Origin of the sequence: Tardiphaga sp., assembly GCF_044336785.1 — a bacterium.
GTDB lineage: Bacteria > Pseudomonadota > Alphaproteobacteria > Rhizobiales > Xanthobacteraceae > Tardiphaga.
On record NZ_JBIIOT010000066.1, the window covers coordinates 1 to 21,643 of the forward strand.

19 protein-coding genes are annotated in these 21,643 nt (G+C 63.5%); 8 read left to right on the forward strand and 11 right to left on the reverse strand.

Annotated features, from left to right (window positions below; genetic code table 11):
- The 5 genes from ACIQ2A_RS17895 to ACIQ2A_RS17915 all read left to right on the forward strand — a co-directional run.
- Nucleotides 1-380 (forward strand): F0F1 ATP synthase subunit delta (locus tag ACIQ2A_RS17895; RefSeq protein ID WP_398481672.1); only part of this gene is annotated, 380 nt, incomplete at its 5' end.
- The gene (gene atpA, locus ACIQ2A_RS17900; RefSeq protein WP_398481674.1) at nucleotides 380-1,912 is read left to right on the forward strand and encodes a F0F1 ATP synthase subunit alpha; all 1,533 of its coding nucleotides are present in this window, start codon (nucleotides 380-382) and stop codon (nucleotides 1,910-1,912) included. The genes ACIQ2A_RS17895 and atpA, both read left to right, overlap by 1 nt.
- 158 nt (nucleotides 1,913-2,070) lie before the next feature.
- Nucleotides 2,071-2,946, forward strand: coding sequence for a F0F1 ATP synthase subunit gamma (locus ACIQ2A_RS17905; RefSeq protein ID WP_398481676.1), 876 nt, complete (start codon nucleotides 2,071-2,073; stop codon nucleotides 2,944-2,946).
- Between the two features lie 60 nt (nucleotides 2,947-3,006).
- Nucleotides 3,007-4,434, forward strand: a complete 1,428-nt coding sequence (atpD, locus tag ACIQ2A_RS17910; RefSeq protein WP_398481678.1) for a F0F1 ATP synthase subunit beta — start codon at nucleotides 3,007-3,009, stop codon at nucleotides 4,432-4,434.
- 146 nt (nucleotides 4,435-4,580) lie between these two features.
- Entirely contained in the window at nucleotides 4,581-4,988 is a 408-nt protein-coding gene (locus ACIQ2A_RS17915; protein ID WP_398481680.1) for a F0F1 ATP synthase subunit epsilon, read from the forward strand.
- A 222-nt stretch (nucleotides 4,989-5,210) separates the two neighbouring features.
- Here ACIQ2A_RS17915 and ACIQ2A_RS17920 read toward each other — a convergent pair whose 3' ends face one another.
- The 5 genes from ACIQ2A_RS17920 to ACIQ2A_RS17940 form a co-directional block, all read right to left on the reverse strand.
- Nucleotides 5,211-5,984: a tellurite resistance TerB family protein gene (locus ACIQ2A_RS17920; protein ID WP_398481682.1), complete on the reverse strand. Its 774-nt coding sequence runs from the start codon at nucleotides 5,982-5,984 to the stop codon at nucleotides 5,211-5,213.
- Between the two features lie 264 nt (nucleotides 5,985-6,248).
- Entirely contained in the window at nucleotides 6,249-6,752 is a 504-nt protein-coding gene (locus ACIQ2A_RS17925) for an RNA pyrophosphohydrolase (RefSeq protein ID WP_398481685.1), read from the reverse strand.
- 2 nt (nucleotides 6,753-6,754) lie between these two features.
- A complete protein-coding gene (locus ACIQ2A_RS17930; RefSeq protein ID WP_398481687.1) occupies nucleotides 6,755-7,258 on the reverse strand; it encodes an RNA pyrophosphohydrolase in 504 nt (167 codons plus the stop codon).
- An 87-nt stretch (nucleotides 7,259-7,345) separates the two neighbouring features.
- A complete protein-coding gene (locus tag ACIQ2A_RS17935) occupies nucleotides 7,346-8,551 on the reverse strand; it encodes a divergent polysaccharide deacetylase family protein (RefSeq protein WP_398481689.1) in 1,206 nt (401 codons plus the stop codon).
- A gap of 41 nt (nucleotides 8,552-8,592) precedes the next feature.
- Complete coding sequence (locus ACIQ2A_RS17940) at nucleotides 8,593-10,791, reverse strand: primosomal protein N' (RefSeq protein WP_398481691.1); 2,199 nt, start codon at nucleotides 10,789-10,791, stop codon at nucleotides 8,593-8,595.
- 113 nt (nucleotides 10,792-10,904) lie between these two features.
- Between ACIQ2A_RS17940 and ACIQ2A_RS17945 the strand changes: the two genes are divergently transcribed.
- The 3 genes from ACIQ2A_RS17945 (at nucleotide 10,905) to ACIQ2A_RS17955 (ending at nucleotide 13,418) form a co-directional block, all read left to right on the forward strand.
- Entirely contained in the window at nucleotides 10,905-11,528 is a 624-nt protein-coding gene (locus ACIQ2A_RS17945) for a carboxymuconolactone decarboxylase family protein (protein WP_398481693.1), read from the forward strand.
- 71 nt (nucleotides 11,529-11,599) lie between these two features.
- Nucleotides 11,600-12,586: a tyrosine recombinase XerC gene (locus tag ACIQ2A_RS17950; protein WP_398481695.1), complete on the forward strand. Its 987-nt coding sequence runs from the start codon at nucleotides 11,600-11,602 to the stop codon at nucleotides 12,584-12,586.
- Between the two features lie 241 nt (nucleotides 12,587-12,827).
- The gene (locus ACIQ2A_RS17955) at nucleotides 12,828-13,418 is read left to right on the forward strand and encodes a DUF4337 domain-containing protein (protein WP_398481697.1); all 591 of its coding nucleotides are present in this window, start codon (nucleotides 12,828-12,830) and stop codon (nucleotides 13,416-13,418) included.
- 4 nt (nucleotides 13,419-13,422) lie between these two features.
- On the opposite strand, the gene ACIQ2A_RS17960 is transcribed toward ACIQ2A_RS17955, so the two are convergent.
- From ACIQ2A_RS17960 to ACIQ2A_RS17985, 6 genes are all read right to left on the reverse strand, one after another.
- A complete protein-coding gene (locus ACIQ2A_RS17960; protein WP_398481699.1) occupies nucleotides 13,423-14,325 on the reverse strand; it encodes an alpha/beta fold hydrolase in 903 nt (300 codons plus the stop codon).
- 18 nt (nucleotides 14,326-14,343) lie between these two features.
- Nucleotides 14,344-14,874 (reverse strand): hypothetical protein, encoded by a 531-nt coding sequence (locus ACIQ2A_RS17965; protein WP_398481702.1) that lies wholly within the window; start codon nucleotides 14,872-14,874, stop codon nucleotides 14,344-14,346.
- 84 nt (nucleotides 14,875-14,958) lie between these two features.
- Nucleotides 14,959-16,362: a dihydrolipoyl dehydrogenase gene (gene lpdA / locus ACIQ2A_RS17970; protein ID WP_398481704.1), complete on the reverse strand. Its 1,404-nt coding sequence runs from the start codon at nucleotides 16,360-16,362 to the stop codon at nucleotides 14,959-14,961.
- Nucleotides 16,363-16,413: 51 nt separating this feature from the next.
- A complete protein-coding gene (locus tag ACIQ2A_RS17975) occupies nucleotides 16,414-17,160 on the reverse strand; it encodes an SDR family oxidoreductase (protein WP_398481706.1) in 747 nt (248 codons plus the stop codon).
- A gap of 90 nt (nucleotides 17,161-17,250) precedes the next feature.
- The gene (gene odhB, locus ACIQ2A_RS17980) at nucleotides 17,251-18,498 is read right to left on the reverse strand and encodes a 2-oxoglutarate dehydrogenase complex dihydrolipoyllysine-residue succinyltransferase (RefSeq protein ID WP_398481709.1); all 1,248 of its coding nucleotides are present in this window, start codon (nucleotides 18,496-18,498) and stop codon (nucleotides 17,251-17,253) included.
- Between the two features lie 149 nt (nucleotides 18,499-18,647).
- On the reverse strand, nucleotides 18,648-21,581 hold the full coding sequence (locus ACIQ2A_RS17985; protein ID WP_398481711.1) for a 2-oxoglutarate dehydrogenase E1 component: 2,934 nt from the start codon (nucleotides 21,579-21,581) through the stop codon (nucleotides 18,648-18,650).
- Between the last annotated feature and the right edge of the window lie 62 nt (nucleotides 21,582-21,643).

The window sequence follows — 21,643 nt, forward strand, 5'->3', positions numbered from 1 at the left end:
ACGATCAGCGCAAGGCGCTGGGTGCGGTGCTCGCCAAGGCCGGTATTTCCGGCATTACCGCCAATTTCATCAGTGTCCTGATTGCGAACCGTCGTTTGTTCGTCGTCTCGGACGTGATCCGCGCCTTCAATGCGCTGGTCGCCAGGTTCAAGGGTGAAGCCACGGCCGACGTCACCGTCGCCGAAACGCTCTCGGACAAGAATCTCGACGCCTTGAAGGCTGCACTGAAGTCAGTGACCGGCAAGGATGTCGCGCTCAACGTGAAGGTCGATCCGTCCATCATCGGCGGGCTTGTCGTTAAACTCGGCAGCCGCATGGTCGATAGCTCGCTTCGCACCAAACTCAACTCGATCAAGCACGCGATGAAAGAGGCAGGCTGATGGACATCCGCGCCGCAGAAATTTCCGCAATCCTCAAGGATCAGATCAAGAATTTCGGCCAGGAAGCCGAAGTTTCCGAAGTCGGTCAGGTGCTGTCCGTCGGTGACGGTATCGCCCGCGTTTACGGTCTCGACAATGTTCAGGCCGGTGAAATGGTCGAATTCGAGAACGGCACGCGCGGCATGGCGCTGAACCTCGAAACCGACAATGTCGGTGTCGTTATTTTCGGTGCCGACCGCGAGATCAAGGAAGGCCAGACCGTCAAGCGTACCCGCGCCATCGTGGACGCGCCGGTCGGCAAGGGCCTGCTCGGCCGCGTGGTCGATGGTCTCGGCAATCCGATCGATGGCAAGGGTCCGATCCAGGCCGACAAGCGCATGCGCGTCGACGTCAAGGCGCCCGGCATCATTCCGCGCAAGTCGGTGCATGAACCGATGGCGACCGGCCTGAAGTCGATCGACGCCCTGATCCCGGTTGGCCGTGGCCAGCGCGAGCTGATCATCGGTGACCGTCAGACCGGCAAGACCGCGATCGCGCTCGACACCATCCTGAACCAGAAGTCGCTGAACGGCGCCGGCGCTCCCGAGAGCCAGAAGCTGTATTGCGTTTACGTGGCCGTCGGTCAGAAGCGTTCGACCGTCGCCCAGTTCGTGAAGGTGCTCGAAGAGCAGGGCGCGCTGGAGTATTCGGTCGTCGTCGCCGCCACCGCGTCGGACCCGGCTCCGATGCAGTACATCGCGCCGTTCACCGGCTGCACCATCGGCGAATTCTTCCGCGACAACGGCATGCATGCCGTGATCGTGTATGACGACTTGTCCAAGCAGGCCGTGGCCTACCGCCAGATGTCGCTGCTGCTGCGCCGTCCGCCGGGCCGCGAAGCTTACCCGGGCGACGTGTTCTATCTTCACTCGCGTCTCCTCGAGCGCGCTGCGAAGCTGAATGACGAGCAGGGCAATGGCTCGCTGACCGCTCTGCCGGTCATTGAAACCCAGGCCAACGACGTGTCGGCCTACATCCCGACCAACGTGATTTCGATCACCGACGGTCAGATCTTCCTCGAAACCGACCTGTTCTTCCAGGGCATCCGTCCTGCCGTGAACGTCGGTCTGTCGGTGTCGCGCGTCGGTTCGTCGGCGCAGACCAAGGCGATGAAGAAGGTCGCCGGCAAGATCAAGGGCGAGCTCGCGCAGTACCGCGAAATGGCGGCGTTCGCGCAGTTCGGTTCGGACCTCGATGCTTCGACCCAGCGCCTGCTGAACCGCGGTTCGCGCCTGACCGAACTCCTGAAGCAGCCGCAGTTCTCGCCGCTGAAGATGGAAGAGCAGGTCGCCGTGATCTGGGCTGGCACCAACGGCTATCTCGACAACCTGCCGGTTTCCAAGGTTCGCGCCTTCGAAGACGGCCTGCTGTCGCTGCTGCGCGGCAAGAATGCCGACATCCTCGACTCGATCCGCGATACCCGCGACCTCAACGACGAAACTGCCGCCAAGCTGAAGGCAGCCGTCGAAGGTTTCGCGAAGACCTTCGCGTAACTCACTTCCAACCTCTCCCGCTTGCGGGGGAGGTCGACCGGCAAAGCCGGTCGGGTGGGGGCAGCCACACGCTCCGGCGTTTGTGGCTACCCCCACCCCGACCCTCCCCCGCAAGTGCGGGAGAGGGGGACGCAACCGACGTAGTGGATCAGGGCTGAATGGCTTCCCTTAAAGACATGCGCGTTCGCATCGCCTCGACGAAGGCGACGCAGAAGATCACCAAGGCCATGCAGATGGTCGCGGCGTCGAAGCTGCGCCGTGCGCAGAGCGCCGCCGAAGCTGCACGCCCTTACGCCGAGAAGATGGATGCGGTGATCGCATCGATCGCCGGCGCCTCCACCGGTGGCGGTGGCCCGCAGCTGCTGGTCGGCAACGGCAAGGACCAGACGCATCTCTTGCTGGTCTGCACCGGCGAGCGCGGCCTGTCCGGTGCGTTCAACTCCTCGATCGTGCGTCTCGCCCGCGAGCGCGCGCTGGCGCTGCTCGCCCAGGGCAAGACGGTCAAGATCTTCTGTGTCGGTCGCAAGGGCTATGAGCAGCTGCGCCGCCAGTTCGACAAGCACATCATCGAGAACATCGAGCTGCGCTCGGTGCGCCAGCTCGGCTTCGTCAATGCGGAAGACATCGCCAAGAAGGTGATCGCCCGCTTCGAAGCCGGCGAGTTCGATGTCGCCACGCTGTTCTATTCGCGCTTCAAGTCGGTGATCTCGCAGATCCCGACCGCCCAGCAGATCATTCCGCTGGAAGTCGCAAAGCAGGCCGAGACCAAGGGTCCGACCCCGGTTTACGACTATGAGCCGGCGGAAGACGAAATTCTCGACGGTCTGCTGCCGCGCAATCTTGCGGTGCAGATCTTCCGCGCACTGCTGGAAAACAACGCTTCGTTCTACGGCGCGCAGATGAGCGCCATGGACAACGCGACCCGCAATGCCGGCGACATGATCCGCAAGCAGACCCTCGTTTATAACCGGACCCGTCAGGCCCAGATCACGAAAGAACTCATCGAGATCATTTCGGGCGCCGAGGCCGTCTAACCAATTCAACCACTTTACGGCCTGCCGCAGGCCGATCCGCACTTCAAGGAGATAGTTTCCATGGCTGCTGCCAATCAAACCGGACGCATCACCCAGGTCATCGGCGCCGTCGTCGACGTGCAGTTCGAAGGCCATCTGCCCGCCATTCTGAACTCGCTCGAGACCAAGAACGGCAACAACCGTCTGGTGCTCGAAGTCGCCCAGCATCTCGGTGAATCGACCGTCCGCACCATCGCGATGGACACCACCGAAGGTCTGGTTCGCGGCCAGGAAGTCACCGACACCAACCAGCCGATCACGGTGCCGGTGGGTGAAGGCACGCTCGGCCGCATCATCAACGTGATCGGCGAGCCGATCGACGAAGCCGGTCCGGTCAAGTCGGACACCCGCCGCCCGATCCACGCGAATGCGCCGGAATATACCGAGCAGTCGACGGAAGCTGAAATTCTCGTCACCGGCATCAAGGTCGTCGACCTCCTGGCGCCTTACGCCAAGGGCGGCAAGATCGGCCTGTTCGGCGGCGCCGGCGTGGGCAAGACCGTTCTCATTCAGGAACTGATCAACAACGTCGCCAAGGCGCACGGCGGTTACTCGGTGTTCGCCGGCGTCGGCGAGCGTACCCGCGAAGGTAACGACCTCTATCACGAGTTCATCGAATCCAACGTGAACAAGAAGGGCGGCGGCGAAGGCTCGAAGTGCGCCCTCGTGTTCGGCCAGATGAACGAACCCCCGGGCGCCCGCGCCCGCGTCGCGCTCACCGGTCTGACCATCGCGGAAGACTTCCGCGACAAGGGCCAGGACGTGCTGTTCTTCGTCGACAACATCTTCCGCTTCACCCAGGCGGGTTCGGAAGTGTCGGCGCTGCTCGGCCGCATTCCTTCGGCGGTGGGTTATCAGCCGACGCTCGCGACCGACATGGGCGCGCTGCAGGAGCGCATCACCACCACCACCAAGGGTTCGATCACCTCGGTGCAGGCCATTTACGTGCCGGCCGACGACTTGACCGACCCGGCGCCGGCCGCTTCGTTCGCGCATCTTGACGCGACCACCACGCTGTCGCGCTCGATCGCCGAAAAGGGCATCTATCCGGCGGTTGACCCGCTCGACTCGACCTCGCGCATGCTCTCTCCGCTGGTTGTCGGCGAAGAGCATTACGGCGTCGCCCGTCAGGTGCAGCAGGTGCTCCAGCGCTACAAGGCGCTGCAGGACATCATCGCCATTCTCGGCATGGACGAACTGTCCGAAGAGGACAAGCTGGCCGTGGCCCGCGCCCGCAAGATCGAGCGCTTCATGTCGCAGCCGTTCCACGTCGCTGAAATCTTCACCGGCTCGCCGGGCAAGTTCGTCGACCTCGCCGACACCATCAAGGGCTTCAAGGGCCTGGTGGAAGGCAAGTACGATCACCTGCCGGAAGCTGCCTTCTACATGGTCGGCACGATCGAAGAAGCCGTCGAGAAGGGCAAGAAGCTGGCTGCCGAAGCCGCTTAAGTTACTTCTCTTACCCTCTCCCGCTTGCGGGGGAGGGCCAGGGTGGGGGCTGCCACAAGCGCCGTCGCCCGTGGCGCCCCCACCCCGACCCTCCCCCGCAAGAGCGGGAGAGGGAGAAGTAAGCCGACAACGACGCGGACAGCACCATGGCCACCTTCCACTTCGATCTCGTCTCGCCGGAAAAGCTCGCCTTCTCGGGCGAAGTTGAGCAGGTCGATATTCCCGGTCTCGAAGGCGATGTCGGCGTGATGGCCGGCCATGCGCCTGCCGTGATCGCGCTGCGTCCGGGCATCATGAATGTCACGACGGCCGGCAAGACCGAGAAGATCATCGTGCTCGGCGGTCTCGCCGAAGTCTCCGAGAAGGGCCTGACCGTTCTCGCCGATGTCGCGACCTCGCTCGCCGAACTCGACCGCGAAGCCTTTGCGAAGGACATCGCCGAGATGGAAGAGAAGCTGTCCGGCAAGGAAGGCAATGTCCTCGACCGCGCCATCGAGCGTCTCGACCAGTTCAAGGTGATCCAGCAGAACATCACCTCGACGGCGATGCATTAAGCGCTGGACGACCAGAGATACAAAGAAGCCCCGAGAGCGATCTCGGGGCTTTTTCGTTTCATCTCCACCCTCATCCTGAGGAGCCGCGTAGCGGCGTCTCGAAGGATGGCAGTAAAACTCCGGAGCCAGGTCAGCTCATGGTTCGAGACGGCGCTACGCGCCTCCTCACCATGACGGATGGAGTTGCGGTCGACGCAGACAGTGCTGACCAAATGCGCCGCATCACGCCGGCTGCTGCACCGGCACCGTTGCGCCTTCCACCGTCGCATGCAGATGCGCAACCAGCCCGTCTTCGAGCCTGAGCTTCGTCGCCAGCTGGGCTAGATAAGCGCGCTCGGCCGGATGATCGAGATCGATGGCGAGCAGCGAGACCGTATAGATTTCCGCCGCTTCCTCCGGCGTGCGTGCCGCACTGGCGACAGCATCGACATTCAGCGGCGTTCGCAATTCATCCATGACGAACGCCTTGTCCTCCGCGGTGAGCGGCATCCGGTCCATCTGCGCAAAGATGTTGGTCTGTTCGGTCGCGTCGATATGGCCGTCGGCCTTGGCCGCGGCGATCATGGCGCGCAGCAGATTGCGGCTCAGCGATTGCTGGTCGGTCGGCTGGGTCGGATTGAACGGGGTGTCGCTTGGCGGCGGCAGCAGCGGTGTCTCGGTCGCAACGGCCGGTGTCGCCTGCTTGCCGGCCTGATAATTCTGATAGGCCCGATACGCGAGCGCTCCTGCCACGGCCATGCCGCCATAGGTCAGCGCACTGCCGGCAATCTTGCGGCCTTTCTTCGAGCCGAGCAGCAGGCCGGCAATGCCGCCGGTCATGGCGCCGCCACCGAAGCCGCCGAGGAAACCGCCGGCCTTCTGCAGCAAGTCATTGCCACTTGCGCCGCCAAGCTGACCGAATGGCCCGCCGGGCTGCTGGCCCTGATCGCGCTGATTGGGACTGCCCTGATTCAGCCCGCCGATGAACTGGTCCAGCAGGCTCTTGGGGTCGAACATCGTGTCATTCCTCATTGTCTCGGAGGTCTCGACCTATGAGGCGATGACGACGATGTAAGGACACGAGGCTGCGGCCAGATGTCCTGCGACCGGATGGACAGGAGCGAAAGATCTCGGTTTGTCGTCGCCCGGTTTAACCGGGCGATCCAGTAAACACGAACATCTCGGCGGATCCCAAAGGTCCGTGTCTACTGGGTCACCCGGTCAAGCCGGGTGACGACAATTATGAGTTATTTCAGCCGCTTACCGCAGCGTTGCTGCAGCTTATGCTGCAGCAAACCGTGCAAAATCCTTGGCCACCGCCCGATAAACCTCACGCCGGAACGGCACCACGAGATCGGCGACCCGATCCAGCCGCTCCCAGCGCCATGCGTCGAACTCTGCCGGCTGTCCGTTGCGCGGTGTCAGCGGATCGACCTCGGTGTCATCGCCGGTGAACTTGACCGCGAACCATTTCTGGCGCTGGCCGCGAAACGCGGCGAAGCGATGGGTGGGGTCGTCATGCGGGATGAAGTCGTAGGTCATCCAGCCGGTCTCGCCGAGATAATCGGCATGGGTGACGCCGGTCTCTTCCCAGAGCTCGCGCATCATGGCGACATGGGGATCTTCCTCGGGATCGACGCCGCCCTGCGGCATCTGCCATTCGAGGCCGGGCAGGATGATCTCCGGCCCGTCGTCCTTGAAACGACGGCCGATCAGCACCTTGCCTTCGGCATTGAACAGCGCGATGCCCACATTGGGGCGGTAGGGCCTGTCGTCAGTCGTCACGGTTATTCGCCTGCGAGGCCGGCGAATTCCTTCACCACGCGCTCATAGACCGGGCGCTTGAACGGCACGATCAGCTCGGGGAGATTCTTCATCGGCTCCCAGCGCCAGCTGACGAATTCGGCCTTGTTGCCTTCCGGCGGGTGCTGGACGTTGATTTCCGCATCATCGCCGGTGAAGCGGATCGCAAACCAGCGCTGGCGCTGGCCGCGATAGCGGCCCTTCCATGTGCGGCCGGCCACCGTGCGGGGGATGTCGTAGATCAGCCAGTCCGGTACCTCGCCGAGCTTTTCGACGGATTTGACGCTGGTTTCCTCATAAAGCTCGCGCTTGGCGGCTTCCCAGGTGTCTTCGCCGGGATCGACGCCGCCCTGCGGCATCTGCCAGACATGGGTCTCGTCAACATGCTCGATGCCGCCGGCGCGCCGGCCGATGAAGACGTGTCCCTGCTGATTCAGCAGCATGATGCCAACGCAGGTTCGATAAGGCAGGTCTTCGTAACGCGTCATTCCATGCTTTCTTGGCCTGATTGGCCCTCTAGCGTCCCCCTGAGGCCGATGCGCTCCGCTTGTTCGAACCGCTCTCGCCTCCCGACACTAGCTCGATTTTGATTTCAGGATCGCGGTTGTCAATGGCACCAGCATGACCCCGCGCGATTCCAGCGTTTTCGCCCAAGCCGCGATTTTCTCGATGGAAATCGGCAGCGCGGACGCCGCGCCGACGGCGAAACCGCGCTCTTTTGCGAGGCCTTCCAGTCTTGAAAGCGCCTTGTCGATCTCGGCCGAACTCGGCGCGGCATCGATGGTCACGTCGGCGCGCGCGAATGGCATGCCCAGCGCCTCGGCCGCAGCCGGCGCCACGCTGCGCGAGGACGAGCCGTCGTCGAACAGGGCCAGGCCGCGCTTGTTGGCTTCCCTGGCGACGGCCTGCATCGCGGTATCCGTCGCAATGAAGCGCGCGCCCATGAAGTTGCCGACACCGACATAGCCCTGGAAGCGACTCAGGTGCCACATCATGCGGTCGATATTCTGCTCGGGCGTGGCCGAGGACAGCAGCGTTTGCGGGCCGGGATCGTTGTCGGGATAGTCGAACGGCTCCATCGGCAGCTGCAGCAGCACCTCGTGGCGTCCCGCACGGGCGCGCTCGACGAGCTTGCCGGGGTCGGAGCCGTAGGGCGTGAAGGCCAGACTGACGGCCGGCGGCAGCTTGGTGATGGATTCGATGGTTTTGGCGGCGCCGACACCAAGGCCGCCGATCACGATGGCGATGCTCGGCGTCTTCATCGCCTTGGCGCGCTCGGCGTCTGATCCCGCGGCATAGGCCGTGACTGGCTTCAGGCCACCGGCAGCGATCGGCACCATGCCGTAGCGCGATTGCTCAAGCAGCTTCTGGTCGATCCCGGCCATCATGGCGGGCGCATCGGGCGAACCGCTGTCCGCACCATCGGTGGCGACGACGACATTCTGGCGGGCGCCGCTGGAGCCGTCGATGATGGTGATGGTCTTCTGGCCCGGCGCGTCGGCCGTCTTGGCGGCATCCGGCGTGCCGTGCTTGACCTCGACCGGCGGTGTCGCGGCAGGCTTCTGGGCTGCGGTTTCTGGCGGCTTGATGGCGACGCGCGCGACGGGCTCGCCGCCCAGCGGGTCCTTGTGGAAGATGGCGACGCCGGCGAAGCCGAGCAGCAGCGTGCCGAGCACGCCGGCTGTGGCCTGGGTGCCGGTCACAGGCAGACGGAACCGGCGCGGCTTGCGCTCCGATTTCTGTCCCAGCGGGGCGCTCAGATCGTCCGCCGACACGGCCATAGGTCTCCCGAATCAATCGGCAGACCATAGCATGGTGCACCCTACAAAAAGCTCTGCGGATCGACGTCCACTTCCAGCTTCAGATTTCCCGTCGCCTTCGGCGCATGGGCCAGCCAGTCGCGCAGATAGGCGGACAGATCGACATTGCGCGCCGACTTCACCAGCAGCCGGAACCGGTAGCGCCCCTTGATCACCGCAAGCGGTGCCTCGGCGGGACCAAGCACCAGAATGCGCTCGTCGATCGGCGCCGTCGCCGCGATTTTTCGCGCAAAGCCCTCCGTCATCGGTCGGTCGCCGCCTGAAATGATCAGGGCCACCAGTCGTCCGAAGGGCGGATAGCCCGCGCGTTCGCGGGATTCGATCTCGTTGTCGTAGAAGGCCTCGCGGTCATTGGCGACCAGCGCCTTCATCACCGGATGCTCAGGCTGATGCGTCTGCAGATAGCCAACGCCGCGGCCCTGCTCGCGGCCGGCGCGGCCGATCACCTGGTTGAGCATCTGGAACGTGCGCTCCGCCGCCCGCGGGTCGCCATTGCCGAGGCCGAGATCCGCATCGATGACACCGACGAGATTAAGCCGCGGGAAATTATGGCCCTTGGCGACCAGCTGCGTGCCGATGATGACATCGACGCGGCCTTCGGCGATGGCGTTGAGCTCGGCGCGCATGGATTCCACCGAGGTGATGAGATCGCTCGACAGCACCATGGTGCGCGCACCCGGAAACAGGTCGGCCGCCTCTTCCTGCAGCCGCTCGACGCCGGGGCCGATGGCGGCCAGCGATTCCTCGGCGCCGCAATGCGGGCATTTGTGCGGGCGCGGCTCTGAATAGCCGCAGTGATGGCAGACGAGGCGCTTGCGGAAACGGTGATCCACCAGCCACGCATCGCAGATGGTGCAGGCAAAGCGATGGCCGCAGCCACGACAGAGCGTCAGCGGGGCATAACCGCGGCGATTGAGGAACAGCAGCGCCTGCTCCTCGCGCTGGATTGCCTGCACGATATTCTCGGCGAGGCGTGGCGCGATGAAACGGCCGCGCGACGGGCCCTCGCGGCGCAGATCGATCGCTTCGATATGCGGCATCGTCTGGCCGCCGAATCGCGACGGCAGCGCGATGCGCTGATAGCGGCCCTTGCGCGCGTTCACTTCCGATTCGACGGACGGCGTGCCGGACGCGAGCACGACGGGAATTTTCGCGATGGAGGCGCGCACCACGGCCATGTCGCGCGCGTGATAATGCGCACCTTCGTCCTGCTTGTAGGCCTGGTCGTGTTCTTCATCGACAATGATGAGGCCGAGTTTGGCATAGGGCAGAAACAGCGCGGAGCGCGCGCCAACCACCACATGCGCGGTGCCATTGGCAATCGCCGCCCAGTTGCGCGCGCGGGTGCGTGGCGTCAGCTCGGAATGCCACTCCATCGGCTTGATGCCGAAGCGCTTGGCGAAGCGTTCGAGAAACTGCCCGGTCAGGGCGATCTCCGGCATCAGGATCAAGACCTGCTCGCCGCGACGGATGATTTCGGCGACGGCCTCGAAATAGACCTCGGTCTTGCCGGAGCCGGTGACGCCATCGAGCAATGCGGCCTGAAAGGTGCCACCCGAAGCGAGCTTGCGCATCGACTCGGCCGCAACAGCCTGATCCGGCGAAAAATCCGGCGTGACGAACGCGGGATCGGGCGGCGGAGGCGGTAGTGGCGGCGGCATCACTTCAATGGCCAGCGTGCCTTCATCGACGAGCCCATCGACCACGCCGCCGCTGACGCCGGCTTCCTTGGCGGCGTCCGATTTGCCGCGCAAGAGTCCATCGGAGAGCAGCCCGACCAGCCGTGCCCGCGCGGGCGTCATCCGCTTCGGCACTTCGCCGACAAGGCGCACACCAATCCGCACGCGCTCGGGGCCGAGATGCTCGCCCATGCGCAGCGTCATGCGCATCACCATGCCGCGTGGCGACAGCGTGTAATTCGCGACCCAGTCGACGAGCTGGCGCAATTCCGGCCGCAGCGAGGGCACGTCGAGCTTGTCGCTGACGTCCTTCAGCCGGTTATGCAGGCGCGGATCGGGATTGGCATTCTCGCCCCACACCACGCCGATCACCTCGCGCGAGCCGAGCGGCACGGTGACGACGTCGCCAATCTGGAGATCGACGCCGCGCGGCACCTTGTAGGAATAGGCGTGATCCAGCGCCACCGGCACCAGCACATCGACGATCCCCGTCGCGGATGAGGTGCGGGCAGGTGAGGTCATGGGCGGAATCGGACTCGAATTAAACAGAGCCCTAATCTAGGCTGATGCGGCGCCCCGGACCAGTGGCGCCCGCGAATAGCCAAGCAAGAACAAGATCGCGCAGGGAGAAACACATGAGCCAGAGACTGATCGGCGCCGCGCTGGCGTTGTGCCTGATGGGCACGCAGGCCGTTGCCCAGGACCGTATGCCGCCCATTTCGGCCGAGAAATACACCGAGGCACAGAAGAAGGCTGCGGCGGAATTCGCGGGCGGTCGTGGCTACGAGGTCCGCGGGCCGTTCGTGCCGTTGATTCGCAGCCCCGAAGTGATGCTGCGCGCCAAGGCCATGGGCGACCATCTGCGCTTCAAAAGCGCGCTGGAGCCGCGGTTGAGCGAAATGATCATTCTGGTCACGGCGCGGGAGTGGACCCAGCAATATGAGTGGGTGGCGCATCATGACATCGCCATCAAGGCCGGGCTGCGCAAGGAGATTGCCGATGCCATCGCCGACGGACGGCGACCTGTCGGCATGGCGGAGGATGAAGAAGCCGCCTACGACATGTCGATCGAGATCCAGCGCACCAAGCGCGTTAGCGATCCCACCTGGAACAGGGCCGTGGCCAAATTCGGCGAGCAGGGCGTGATCGATCTGCTTGGAATCAATGGCTATTACACCTTCCTCGCCATGACCATGAATGCCGCGCGGACCGGCTTGCCGGCAGGGACGCCCGAGCCGCTGAAGCGGTTTCCGGACTAGGCTTTGGCGGTTACCAATGCGAAACGGCCTGCGGCGATAATTGCGCCGCATTCATTTTGCCGGATCGTTCGATGGCCAAGTCCAAAACCACCCCCGCCGAGACCAAGCAGCCCGCCATCGAGCTGATTTGCGCAGATGCGGACCTTTCGCTGCAGATGACGCGCTGGCTGTCGCATCTGCGCGCCGAGCGCCGGCTGTCGCCCAAGACGCTGGAAGCCTATGCGCGGGATGTGCGGCAGTTCATGTTTTTCCTCGCCGATCACTGGGGCGGGTTGGTGAGCCTGTCGCGTTTCGGCAAACTTGCGGCCAATGACGTCCGCGCCTTCATGGCGGCGCGCCGCGGCGACGATATTGCCGGCCGTTCGCTCATGCGCGCTTTGGCCGGGCTGCGGTCTTTCGCCCGTTTTCTCGAGCGCGAAGGGCTGGGCTCGGTCGGGGCGCTGTCTCTGATTCGCGCGCCGAAGATCGGCAAGAGCCTGCCCAAGCCACTGCAGATGGCCTCTGCCAAACGCCTTGCGGACGCGGACGAGCGGGCCGGGGAAAACCGCGACCCATGGATCTGGGCCCGCGATGCCGCCGTGATGGCGCTGCTGTACGGCTCAGGCCTGCGTATCTCCGAAGCCCTCGGCCTGAAGCGCCGCGATGTGCCGGTACCGGGGAAGGGCGACGTGTTGATCGTCAATGGCAAAGGCAACAAGACCCGCATGGTGCCGGTGCTGCACAATGTGCTGGAGCTGATTGCGGACTACGCCACCATGTGCCCGTATCCGCTACCGGCGGAAGGGCCGATGTTTGTCGGCGCCCGCGGTGGCCCGTTGTCGCCCCGGATCATTCAACTGACCATGGAGCGGATGCGCGGCGCGCTCGGCCTGCCGGACAGCGCGACACCCCATGCGCTGCGGCACTCCTTCGCCACGCATCTGCTGACCCGCGGCGGCGACCTGCGCGCGATCCAGGAGTTGCTTGGCCACGCCTCGCTCTCGACCACACAGATCTATACGGGAATCGACACCGAACGCCTGTTCGAGGTCTACAAGACGGCCCATCCGCGGGCCTAATTGCACGTTCATGCTCCGCTCCTCATCCTGAGGAGCGGCCGCTTGGCCGCGTCTCGAAGGATGGCCGGGAGCTCGGAGCCAAGCCATTTCATGGTTCGAGACGGCGCTTTGCGCCTCCTCACCATGAGGGGCAGAGTGTGGACCAGCCCCCTCGATTTACCGCCTCCGTCATCACCACATTGTCCTTGCATGCGACAAACTGTTCGGCCAATGCTCGGCCGCTTTTGCCAGAGGGGACACAATGGGCGCACACGAAAGTATGGAGCACGCGGAGCATGCCGAGCATGCATCCGGCTCGAACAAGAAAATCGCATTGCTGATTTCGCTGCTGGCGCTGTTTCTGGCGTTCTCGGAAACGCTCGGCAAGGGCGCGCAGACCGAATCGATCAGCAAGAACGTCGAAGCCTCGAATCTGTGGGCCTTCTTCCAGGCCAAGAGCGTCCGCCGCACCGTGGTGCAGGCGACCGCCGAACACGCCAAGCTCAGCATGGGCACCGTTGGTGACGATGCGGCAAAGGCGGCTCTCGCCAAGCAGATCGACGACTGGAACAAGACGGCGCAGCGCTATCGCAACGAGCCGGAGACCGGCGAAGGTTCTGAACAGCTCGCCGCGCGCGCCAAGGAAGCCGAGCACAAGCGCGATCTCTCGCTGGCGCGCTATCATCACTATGAAGTCGCGTCGGCTGCCTTCCAGATCGGCATCGTGCTGGCGTCAGCCACCATCATCACCGGCATGATCGTGCTGTCCTGGGTCGCCGGCGTGCTGGGCCTCGCCGGCCTTGCATTTACCGCGATCGGGCTGTTTGCACCGCATGCGGTGCATCTGATGTGAGGTACTACGCCGATGCGGTCTTGCAGAGTTGCAGCACCGCATCGGCAAATTCCTGCGGCTTCTCCTGCGGGACATTGTGCCCTGCGCCGGCGATCACGCGGCGCTCATAGGGGCCTGTGAAGTGACGGCCGTGATTTTCCGAGCCCTTCACCGGTCCCACGCCGTCATCCGCGCCATGCAGCACGATGGTTGGCACATCGATCTTCGGCTGCGCAGCCAAACGCTCCTCGACAAAATCATAGATGGGATCGCCAGCCACGCTGGCGGTGCGGTGCATGTAGGAATGCACGACCACATCGACGAAATCCTCATTGTCGAACGAGGGCGCCGAGCGCGCGAAGGTCGCGTCGTCGAAATCCCATGACGGCGACCACATCGTCCAGAGCAGCTTGCTGATGCCGGCGCGATTCTGCACGAGGCCATTCCGGCCGCGCTCGGTATGGAAATAATATTGATACCATTGCCGCGCTTCCTGTTCGGGCGTGACAGGTGTCGTGGCCTTGGTCAGGTCCTGGATGTTGTAGCCGGTGCAGCTGACGAGGCCATGCACGCGCTCCGGCCACAGCGCCGAGACGACGCAGGCCGCGCGGCCGCCCCAGTCATAGCCGGCCACGACAGCCTTCTCGATCCGCAGCGCGTCCATGAGATCGAGCAGATCATGCCCGAGCGCACCCTGCTGTCCCGAGCGGACGGTTTCCTGCGACAGAAACCGCGTCGGGCCATAGCCGCGCAGATAGGGGACGATAGTGCGGAAGCCGGCCTCGTTGATAAGCGCGACTGCATCATCATAGCCGCGGACGTCATAGGGAAAGCCGTGCAGCAGGATCACCGGGATGCCGCCGGTGGGGCCACGATGTTCATAGGCGATATCGAGGAGGGGCGTGCGGATGCGTGCGAGTTCAGCCAAATCCGATCCCCTTGTGTCTCAGCGCGGCGAATGCGCCCGGTGGCGAAGCCGTTGAACGAGACGCATCCAGCGCGACGATGGCCCGCGCAGCGATGCGATCATCGCCTTGATGCGCGACATCACCGGTGAAACGAAATCATGCGCGCGGGCGCGAATATCGATGAGGAATGTGTAGATCGCGCGAAACCAGCCGATCTGCAGCAGCTTTTCGCGCGTCACGTCGAAGGAAAAAGCGAGCACGCCCATGCCGACGAATTTGGAGGCGACGATCAGGATGATCGCGCTGATCCAGAGGTGATGCGTCAGCAGATAGACTTCGGCAAATTTCAGCGGCACCAGCAGCAGAACGACCGGCACGATGAAAACGAACAGCGAGGGATAGGGCGACAGCCCCGCCACTTTCGCTGCGCACCATGCCTTGAAAGCGCGCAGCGGAATCAGGGCGACGATGCGCGCAACGACCGGTTCGAGATGATCCCAGAGCCACGCTTCGATCAGGAAGATCAAAGCGAGCAGGAACCAGAGCGGCTGTAACGCGCGTCGCATCATCAGCAAAAATCTCCGTGCCGGCATTTGTAAGTCTGGCGCATGATCCGGTTCGAAAACCGCGTCAGGCTCCAGGCCGGCCGAAGTTCACATATGGATGGCGCGCTTGCCCACCGCAAGCGCGGCTTCCTTGACGGCTTCCGAACGGGTCGGATGCGCGTGGCAGGTGCGGGCCAGATCTTCAGCCGAACCACCGAACTCCATCAGCACGCAGGCTTCGTGGATCATTTCGCCGGCTTCGCGGCCGATGATGTGCACGCCGAGCACGCGATCGGTCTTCGCATCTGCGAGGATCTTCACGAAGCCATCGGTGGTCTGGTTGACCTTGGAGCGGCCATTGGCGGTGAAGGGGAACTTGCCGACGGTGTAGTTGACGCCGGCCGCCTTGAGTTCTTCCTCGGTCTTGCCGACCGCGGCGACTTCCGGCGTGGTGTAGACCACACCCGGGATCACGTCATAATTCACATGACCGGCCTGGCCGGCGAGGATTTCAGCGCAAGCCACGCCTTCGTCTTCCGCCTTGTGTGCGAGCATCGGACCGGCGACGACGTCGCCGATGGCATAGACGCCCTTCACATTGGTCGCGAAGTGATGGTCGATCTTGACGCGGCCACGCTCATCCAGCTCGACGCCGGCTTCCTTGAGGCTGAGACCAGCGGTGTAGGGCGTGCGGCCGATGGCCACGAGGACGATATCGGCTTCGAGGGCTTCGGCAGCACCGCCGGCGGCCGGCTCGACCTGTGCCTTCAGCGTCTTGCCCGAGCTATCGATGCCCGTGACCTTGGCGCCGAGCTTGAAGGTGATGCCCTGCTTCTCCAGCATGCGCTGGAACTGTTTTGCGACTTCGCCGTCCATGCCGGGCAGGATGCGATCGAGGAATTCGACCACGGTGACCTGCGCGCCGAGGCGGCGCCACACCGAGCCGAGCTCGAGGCCGATGACGCCGGCACCGACCACGATCAGCTTTTCCGGCACCTTCTCGAGCGACAGCGCGCCGGTGGAGGAGACGATGCGCTTCTCGTCGATCTCGATGCCCTTGAGGTTGGCGACAGCCGAACCCGAGGCGATGACGATGTTCTTGGTCTCCAGAGTCTGTGCCTTGCCGTCAGCGCCGGTCACCTCGACCTTGCCGGTGCCGAGCACCTTGCCCGTGCCGGCGACGACATCGATCTTGTTCTTCTTCATCAGGAATTCGACGCCCTTGACGTTGCCGTCGATGCCCTGCTGCTTGAAATTCATCAGCGCGGGGAGGTCGAGCTCCGGCTTGGACACCTTGATGCCCATCTTGCCGAAGGAGTGGCCGGCTTCCTCAAACAGCTCCGACGAATAGAGCAACGCCTTCGACGGCATGCAGCCGACATTCAGACAGGTGCCACCCAGCGTGCTGTTCTTCTCGACGACGGCAACCTTCATGCCGAGCTGTGCAGCGCGGATCGCGCAAACATAGCCGCCGGGGCCGGTGCCGATGACGACGAGATCGTAAGTAGCCATGATGAAGTCCTGTGGTGCTTTGGATTAAAGGTGATGTGGGGTGTCGGAGAGCTAACGCCCACCCGACACATCGAGAATGGATGACGTGACATAAGAGGCGTCGTCGGACAGCAGCCAGACGATCGCATTGGCGATCTCATCGGCGGTGCCGACGCGCTTCATCGGCACATGGACGGCCAGGCGATGCGCGCGATCGGGCTCACCGCCGCTGGCATGAATTTCGGTATCGATCAGGCCGGGCCGGATGCCGACCACACGAATGCCTTCGGTGGCGACTTCCTGGCTCAGGCCGATGGTAAAAGTGTCGATGGCTGCCTTCGACGCGGCGTAATCGACGTAAGTATTGGCCGAGCCAAGTTTCGCAGCGACCGATGACAGGTTGACGATGACGCCACCCTTGCCGCCATGTTTGGTCGATAGGCGCTTCACCGCCTCGCGGGCACACAGGAAGCTGCCGGTGACATTCACGGCCAGCATGCGCGTGATGCGCTCGGCGGTCATGTCCTCGACGCGAATGCTGGGACCGACAATGCCGGCATTGTTGACCAGCGCACCAAGCGGCCCGAAGGCATCGGCGGCCTTGAACAGCGCGAGAATATCGGCTTCCGAGCCGACATCGCATTTCACGGCGATAGCCTTGCCGTTGGTGGCTTCGATCTGGGCGACGACGTCGTTTGCTGCGGCTTCGTTGGTCGCATAGGCGACGACAACCTTGAAGCCTTGCGCCGCCGCCTTGAGTGCAGCAGCGCGGCCGATACCGCGGCTTCCGCCGGTGATGATGACGACGCTGTCAGTCATGTCCTGCTCCAGCTTCGTGAAGGTGCCGAGGTTTCTTGAGTCATCAACCGGCAGCGTGATCGCTGCCGGTTGATTGGAGAGTTGAGAAAATCAGAGATCCAGAACGAGACGTGCCGGATCTTCCAGGCTTTCCTTGACGCGGACGAGGAAGGTCACGGCTTCCTTGCCGTCGATCACGCGGTGATCGTAGCTGAGCGCCAGATACATCATCGGGCGAATCTCGATCTTGCCGCCGACCACGACCGGACGTTCCTGGATCTTGTGCATGCCGAGAATGCCGGCCTGCGGGGCGTTCAGGATCGGGGTCGACATCAGCGAACCATAGATGCCGCCGTTCGTGATCGTGAAGGTGCCGCCCTGCATTTCGTCGATCTTGAGCTGGCCGTCACGGGCACGACGACCGAAGTCGGCGATGTCCTTCTCGATCTGCGAGATCGACTTGGTGTCGCATTCGCGCACGACAGGAACCACGAGGCCCTTGTCGGTGCCGACGGCGACGCCGACGTGATAGTAGTTCTTGTAGATGATGTCGCTGCCGTCGATCTCGGCATTGACGGCCGGGATGTCCTTCAGCGCCTGCACGCAGGCCTTGGTGAAGAAGCCCATGAAGCCGAGCTTGTTGCCGTGCTTCTTCTCGAACACGTCCTTGTACTGCGAACGCAGCGCCATCACCGCGGTCATGTCGACCTCGTTGAAGGTGGTGAGCATGGCGGCGGTGTTCTGCACGTCCTTGAGGCGGCGGGCGATGGTCTGACGCAGGCGCGTCATCTTCACGCGCTCTTCGCGCGAGGCATCGTCGGCAGGCGAGGCTGCGCGCATCTGCACGCCGGCAGCCGGTGCGTTCACCGGGGTCGGCGACGAGGCGGCCTTCTCGATGGCGGCGAGCATGTCGCCCTTGGTCACGCGGCCATCCTTGCCCGTGCCGGCAACGCCTGCGGCATCGACGCCGCTCTCGGCCGAGAGCTTGCGCACCGACGGAGCCTGCGGGGTATCGGCAGCGAGGGTCTTCGACGGCGCGGCGGCAGCGGCAGCCGGGGCAGCAGCGGCAGGCGCCGGCGCAGCTTCAGTCTTCGGCGCGGCAGCGGCCGGCTTGGCGCCACCGGCGCCATCGGTGATCTGGCCGAGCAGTGCGCCGACGGCGACGGTTTCGCCATCCTTGGCAACGATCTCGCTCAGCGTGCCGGCCGACGGAGCCGGGACTTCGATGGTGACCTTATCGGTCTCGAGTTCAACCAACGGCTCATCGACGGCGACCGCATCACCGGCCTTCTTGAACCAGCGGCCGATGGTGGCTTCGGTCACGGACTCGCCGAGCGTGGGAACGCGAATTTCAGTCATGGTCAGCTTCCTGTTGCGTGCGGCCGGATAATCCCATCCGAAGGATTCTTGGATCGATCAGGCCGGAAAGAGGTCGAAGTCTAGATTTCAAATAAGACGGGTGCGCGAATGCCCCGCGCGGAGCGGGGCATTGCGATGATGGAAATGACTTAGCCGAGCGCCTCGTCGAGGAACGCCTTGAGCTGGGCGAGATGCTTGGACATCAAACCGGTCGCGGTCGCAGCCGACGCCGCACGGCCCGCGTAACGCGGACGCTTGTGGGTGGCGTTGATCTGGTTGAGCACCCATTCGAGATACGGCTCGATGAAGTGCCAGCCGCCCATATTGCGCGGTTCTTCCTGGCACCAGACGAATTCCGCACCCTTGAAGCGGGTCAGCTCCTGCACCAGCGTCTTCAGCGGCACCGGATAGAGCTGCTCGATGCGCAGCAGGTAGATGTCGTCGATGCCGCGCTTCTCGCGTTCCTCAAACAGGTCGTAATAGACCTTGCCCGAGCACAGCACGACGCGACGGATCTTGGCATCCGGCTGCAGCTTCTCGGCATCGTCGAACAGCACGCGGTGGAAGGTGGTACCGGCACCGAGCTGGTCGAGCGTCGATACAGCGCGCTTGTGGCGCAGCAGCGACTTCGGCGTCATCACGATCAGCGGCTTGCGGATCTCGCGCTTCAGCTGACGGCGCAGCATGTGGAAGTAGTTTGCAGGGGTGGTCGGGTTGACCACCTGCATATTGTCTTCCGCGCACATCTGCAGGAAGCGCTCGAGGCGCGCCGAGGAATGCTCGGGGCCCTGGCCTTCATAGCCATGCGGCAGCAGGCAGACGAGGCCCGACATACGCAGCCACTTGCGTTCGCCCGAGGAGATGAACTGGTCGAACACCACCTGCGCACCATTGGCGAAGTCGCCGAACTGGGCTTCCCACAAAGTGAGCGTGTTCGGTTCAGCCAGCGTGTAGCCGTATTCGAAGCCGAGCACGGCTTCTTCCGACAGCAGCGAGTTGATGACTTCGTAGCGACCCTGCTTCTCGCCGAGATGATTGAACGGCGTGTAGCGGCTCTCATCTTCCTGGTCGAACCAGACCGAGTGACGCTGCGAGAAGGTGCCGCGCTCGGAGTCCTGGCCGGACAGGCGGATATGGTGGCCTTCGTCCATCAGCGAGCAGAAGGCGAGCGCTTCGCTGGTCGCCCAATCGATGCCTTCGCCATTGTCGATGGCCTTGGCGCGGGCGTCGAGGAAACGCTGCACCGTGCGGTGGATGCGGAAACCGTCCGGCACCTTGGTGATCTTGCCGCCGATCTCACGCAGGGTCGCGACATCGACGCCGGTCACGCCGCGGCGCGGCTCTTCGTCTTCGCCCGCGATCTTGAGGCCGGCCCACTTGCCGTCCATCCAGTCGGCCTTGTTCGGCTTGTAGCTGGTGCCGGCTTCGAGCTCGGTGTCCAGCTTCGCACGCCAGTCGGCCTTGGCCTTGTCGAAATCGGCCTGGGTGAGGACGTTCTCGGCGATCAGGCGCTTGGCATACATATCGACGGTGGTCTGATGACCGCCGATCTTCTTGTACATCACCGGCTGGGTGAATGCCGGCTCGTCGCCTTCGTTATGGCCGTGGCGGCGATAGCAGAACATGTCGATGACGACAGGCTTGTGGAACTTCTGCCGATACTCGATGGCGATCTTCGCCGCGAACACCACGGCTTCCGGATCGTCGCCATTCACATGGAAGATCGGCGCGTCGATCATCTTCGCCACATCCGACGGATAGGGCGAGGAGCGCGAGTAACGCGGATAGGTCGTGAAACCGATCTGGTTATTGACGATGAAGTGGATCGAACCGCCGGTGCGATAACCCTTCAGGTCGGACAGTGCGAAACATTCCGCGACGACGCCCTGGCCGGCGAAGGCCGCGTCGCCATGCATCAGCAGCGGCAGCACCGAGATGCGCTCTTCCGGCGGATCGCCATGCTGGTCCTGCTTGGCGCGGACCTTGCCGAGCACCACGGGATCGACGATTTCGAGATGCGACGGGTTGGCGGTCAGCGACAGATGGATCTTGTTCTGGTCGAACTCACGATCCGACGAGGCGCCGAGGTGATACTTGACGTCGCCCGACCCTTCGACTTCGTCGGGATTGGCCGAACCGCCCTTGAATTCGTGGAACAGCGCGCGATGCGGCTTGCCCATCACCTGGGTCAGCACGTTGAGGCGGCCGCGATGCGGCATGCCGAGCACGATTTCCTTCACGCCGAGGCTGCCGCCACGCTTGATGATCTGTTCGAGCGCGGGGATCAGCGATTCGCCGCCGTCGAGGCCGAACCGCTTGGTGCCGGTGAACTTGACGTCGCAGAACTTCTCGAAGCCATCGGCTTCGATCAGCTTCATCAGGATGGCGCGGCGGCCTTCCGGCGTGAACGAGATTTCCTTGTCCGGACCTTCGATGCGTTCCTGGATCCAGGCCTTCTGCGCTGGATTCGAGATGTGCATGAATTCGACGCCCAGCGTCTGGCAGTAGGTGCGCTGAAGGATCGCGGTGATCTCGCGCAGCGTGCCGTATTCGAGGCCAATGACGTTATCGATGAAGATCTTGCGGTCGAGATCGGCATCGGTGAAGCCGTAGGACTTCGGATCGAGCTCTTCGTGATCCTTGACGCCTTCGATGCCGAGCGGATCGAGATTGGCATGGAAATGACCGCGCATACGATAAGCGCGGATCAGCATCAGCGCGCGAACCGAATCGCGGGTCGCCTGGATCAGGTCGCCGACCGGAACTTGCTGGCCCTTCTCGGCCTTGGCGGCGAGCTTGGCGCCGACGGCCTTCTCGACCTTGGCCCAGTTGCCATCCAGTGCATGCGTGAGATCGTCAGCCGGAGACACCGGCCAGTTTGACTTTTCCCAGGACGGACCGGCGGCGTTCTTCTGCACGTCGGTGGAATTGTCCTTCAGGCTCTTGAAGAACTCCTGCCACTCGGCATCCACCGAGGAGGGGTCTTTCTCAAATCGTGCGTAGAGATCGTCGATATAAGTGGCGTTGGCGCCCTGGAGGAATGAAGAGAGGGCAAAAGCGGCGTTCGCGTCCTGGCGAGACATTGTGCGTCCTGAATTTTTCTAGTCGCGCGGAATTTCGGGCGAGGGTTTGGCCCTTTTACAGG

Bases quoted from the DNA above. Each gene is read 5' to 3' on its own strand.
- atpA (WP_398481674.1), top strand. From the start codon at position 380: ATGGACATCCGCGCCGCAGAAATTTCCGCAATCCTCAAGGATCAGATC.
- ACIQ2A_RS17905 (WP_398481676.1), top strand. From the start codon at position 2,071: ATGGCTTCCCTTAAAGACATGCGCGTTCGCATCGCCTCGACGAAGGCG.
- atpD (WP_398481678.1), top strand. From the start codon at position 3,007: ATGGCTGCTGCCAATCAAACCGGACGCATCACCCAGGTCATCGGCGCC.
- ACIQ2A_RS17915 (WP_398481680.1), top strand. From the start codon at position 4,581: ATGGCCACCTTCCACTTCGATCTCGTCTCGCCGGAAAAGCTCGCCTTC.
- ACIQ2A_RS17920 (WP_398481682.1), bottom strand. From the start codon at position 5,984: ATGTTCGACCCCAAGAGCCTGCTGGACCAGTTCATCGGCGGGCTGAAT.
- ACIQ2A_RS17930 (WP_398481687.1), bottom strand. From the start codon at position 7,258: ATGACGCGTTACGAAGACCTGCCTTATCGAACCTGCGTTGGCATCATG.
- ACIQ2A_RS17935 (WP_398481689.1), bottom strand. From the start codon at position 8,551: ATGGCCGTGTCGGCGGACGATCTGAGCGCCCCGCTGGGACAGAAATCG.
- ACIQ2A_RS17940 (WP_398481691.1), bottom strand. From the start codon at position 10,791: ATGACCTCACCTGCCCGCACCTCATCCGCGACGGGGATCGTCGATGTG.
- ACIQ2A_RS17945 (WP_398481693.1), top strand. From the start codon at position 10,905: ATGAGCCAGAGACTGATCGGCGCCGCGCTGGCGTTGTGCCTGATGGGC.
- ACIQ2A_RS17950 (WP_398481695.1), top strand. From the start codon at position 11,600: ATGGCCAAGTCCAAAACCACCCCCGCCGAGACCAAGCAGCCCGCCATC.
- ACIQ2A_RS17955 (WP_398481697.1), top strand. From the start codon at position 12,828: ATGGGCGCACACGAAAGTATGGAGCACGCGGAGCATGCCGAGCATGCA.
- ACIQ2A_RS17965 (WP_398481702.1), bottom strand. From the start codon at position 14,874: ATGATGCGACGCGCGTTACAGCCGCTCTGGTTCCTGCTCGCTTTGATC.
- lpdA (WP_398481704.1), bottom strand. From the start codon at position 16,362: ATGGCTACTTACGATCTCGTCGTCATCGGCACCGGCCCCGGCGGCTAT.
- ACIQ2A_RS17975 (WP_398481706.1), bottom strand. From the start codon at position 17,160: ATGACTGACAGCGTCGTCATCATCACCGGCGGAAGCCGCGGTATCGGC.
- odhB (WP_398481709.1), bottom strand. From the start codon at position 18,498: ATGACTGAAATTCGCGTTCCCACGCTCGGCGAGTCCGTGACCGAAGCC.
- ACIQ2A_RS17985 (WP_398481711.1), bottom strand. From the start codon at position 21,581: ATGTCTCGCCAGGACGCGAACGCCGCTTTTGCCCTCTCTTCATTCCTC.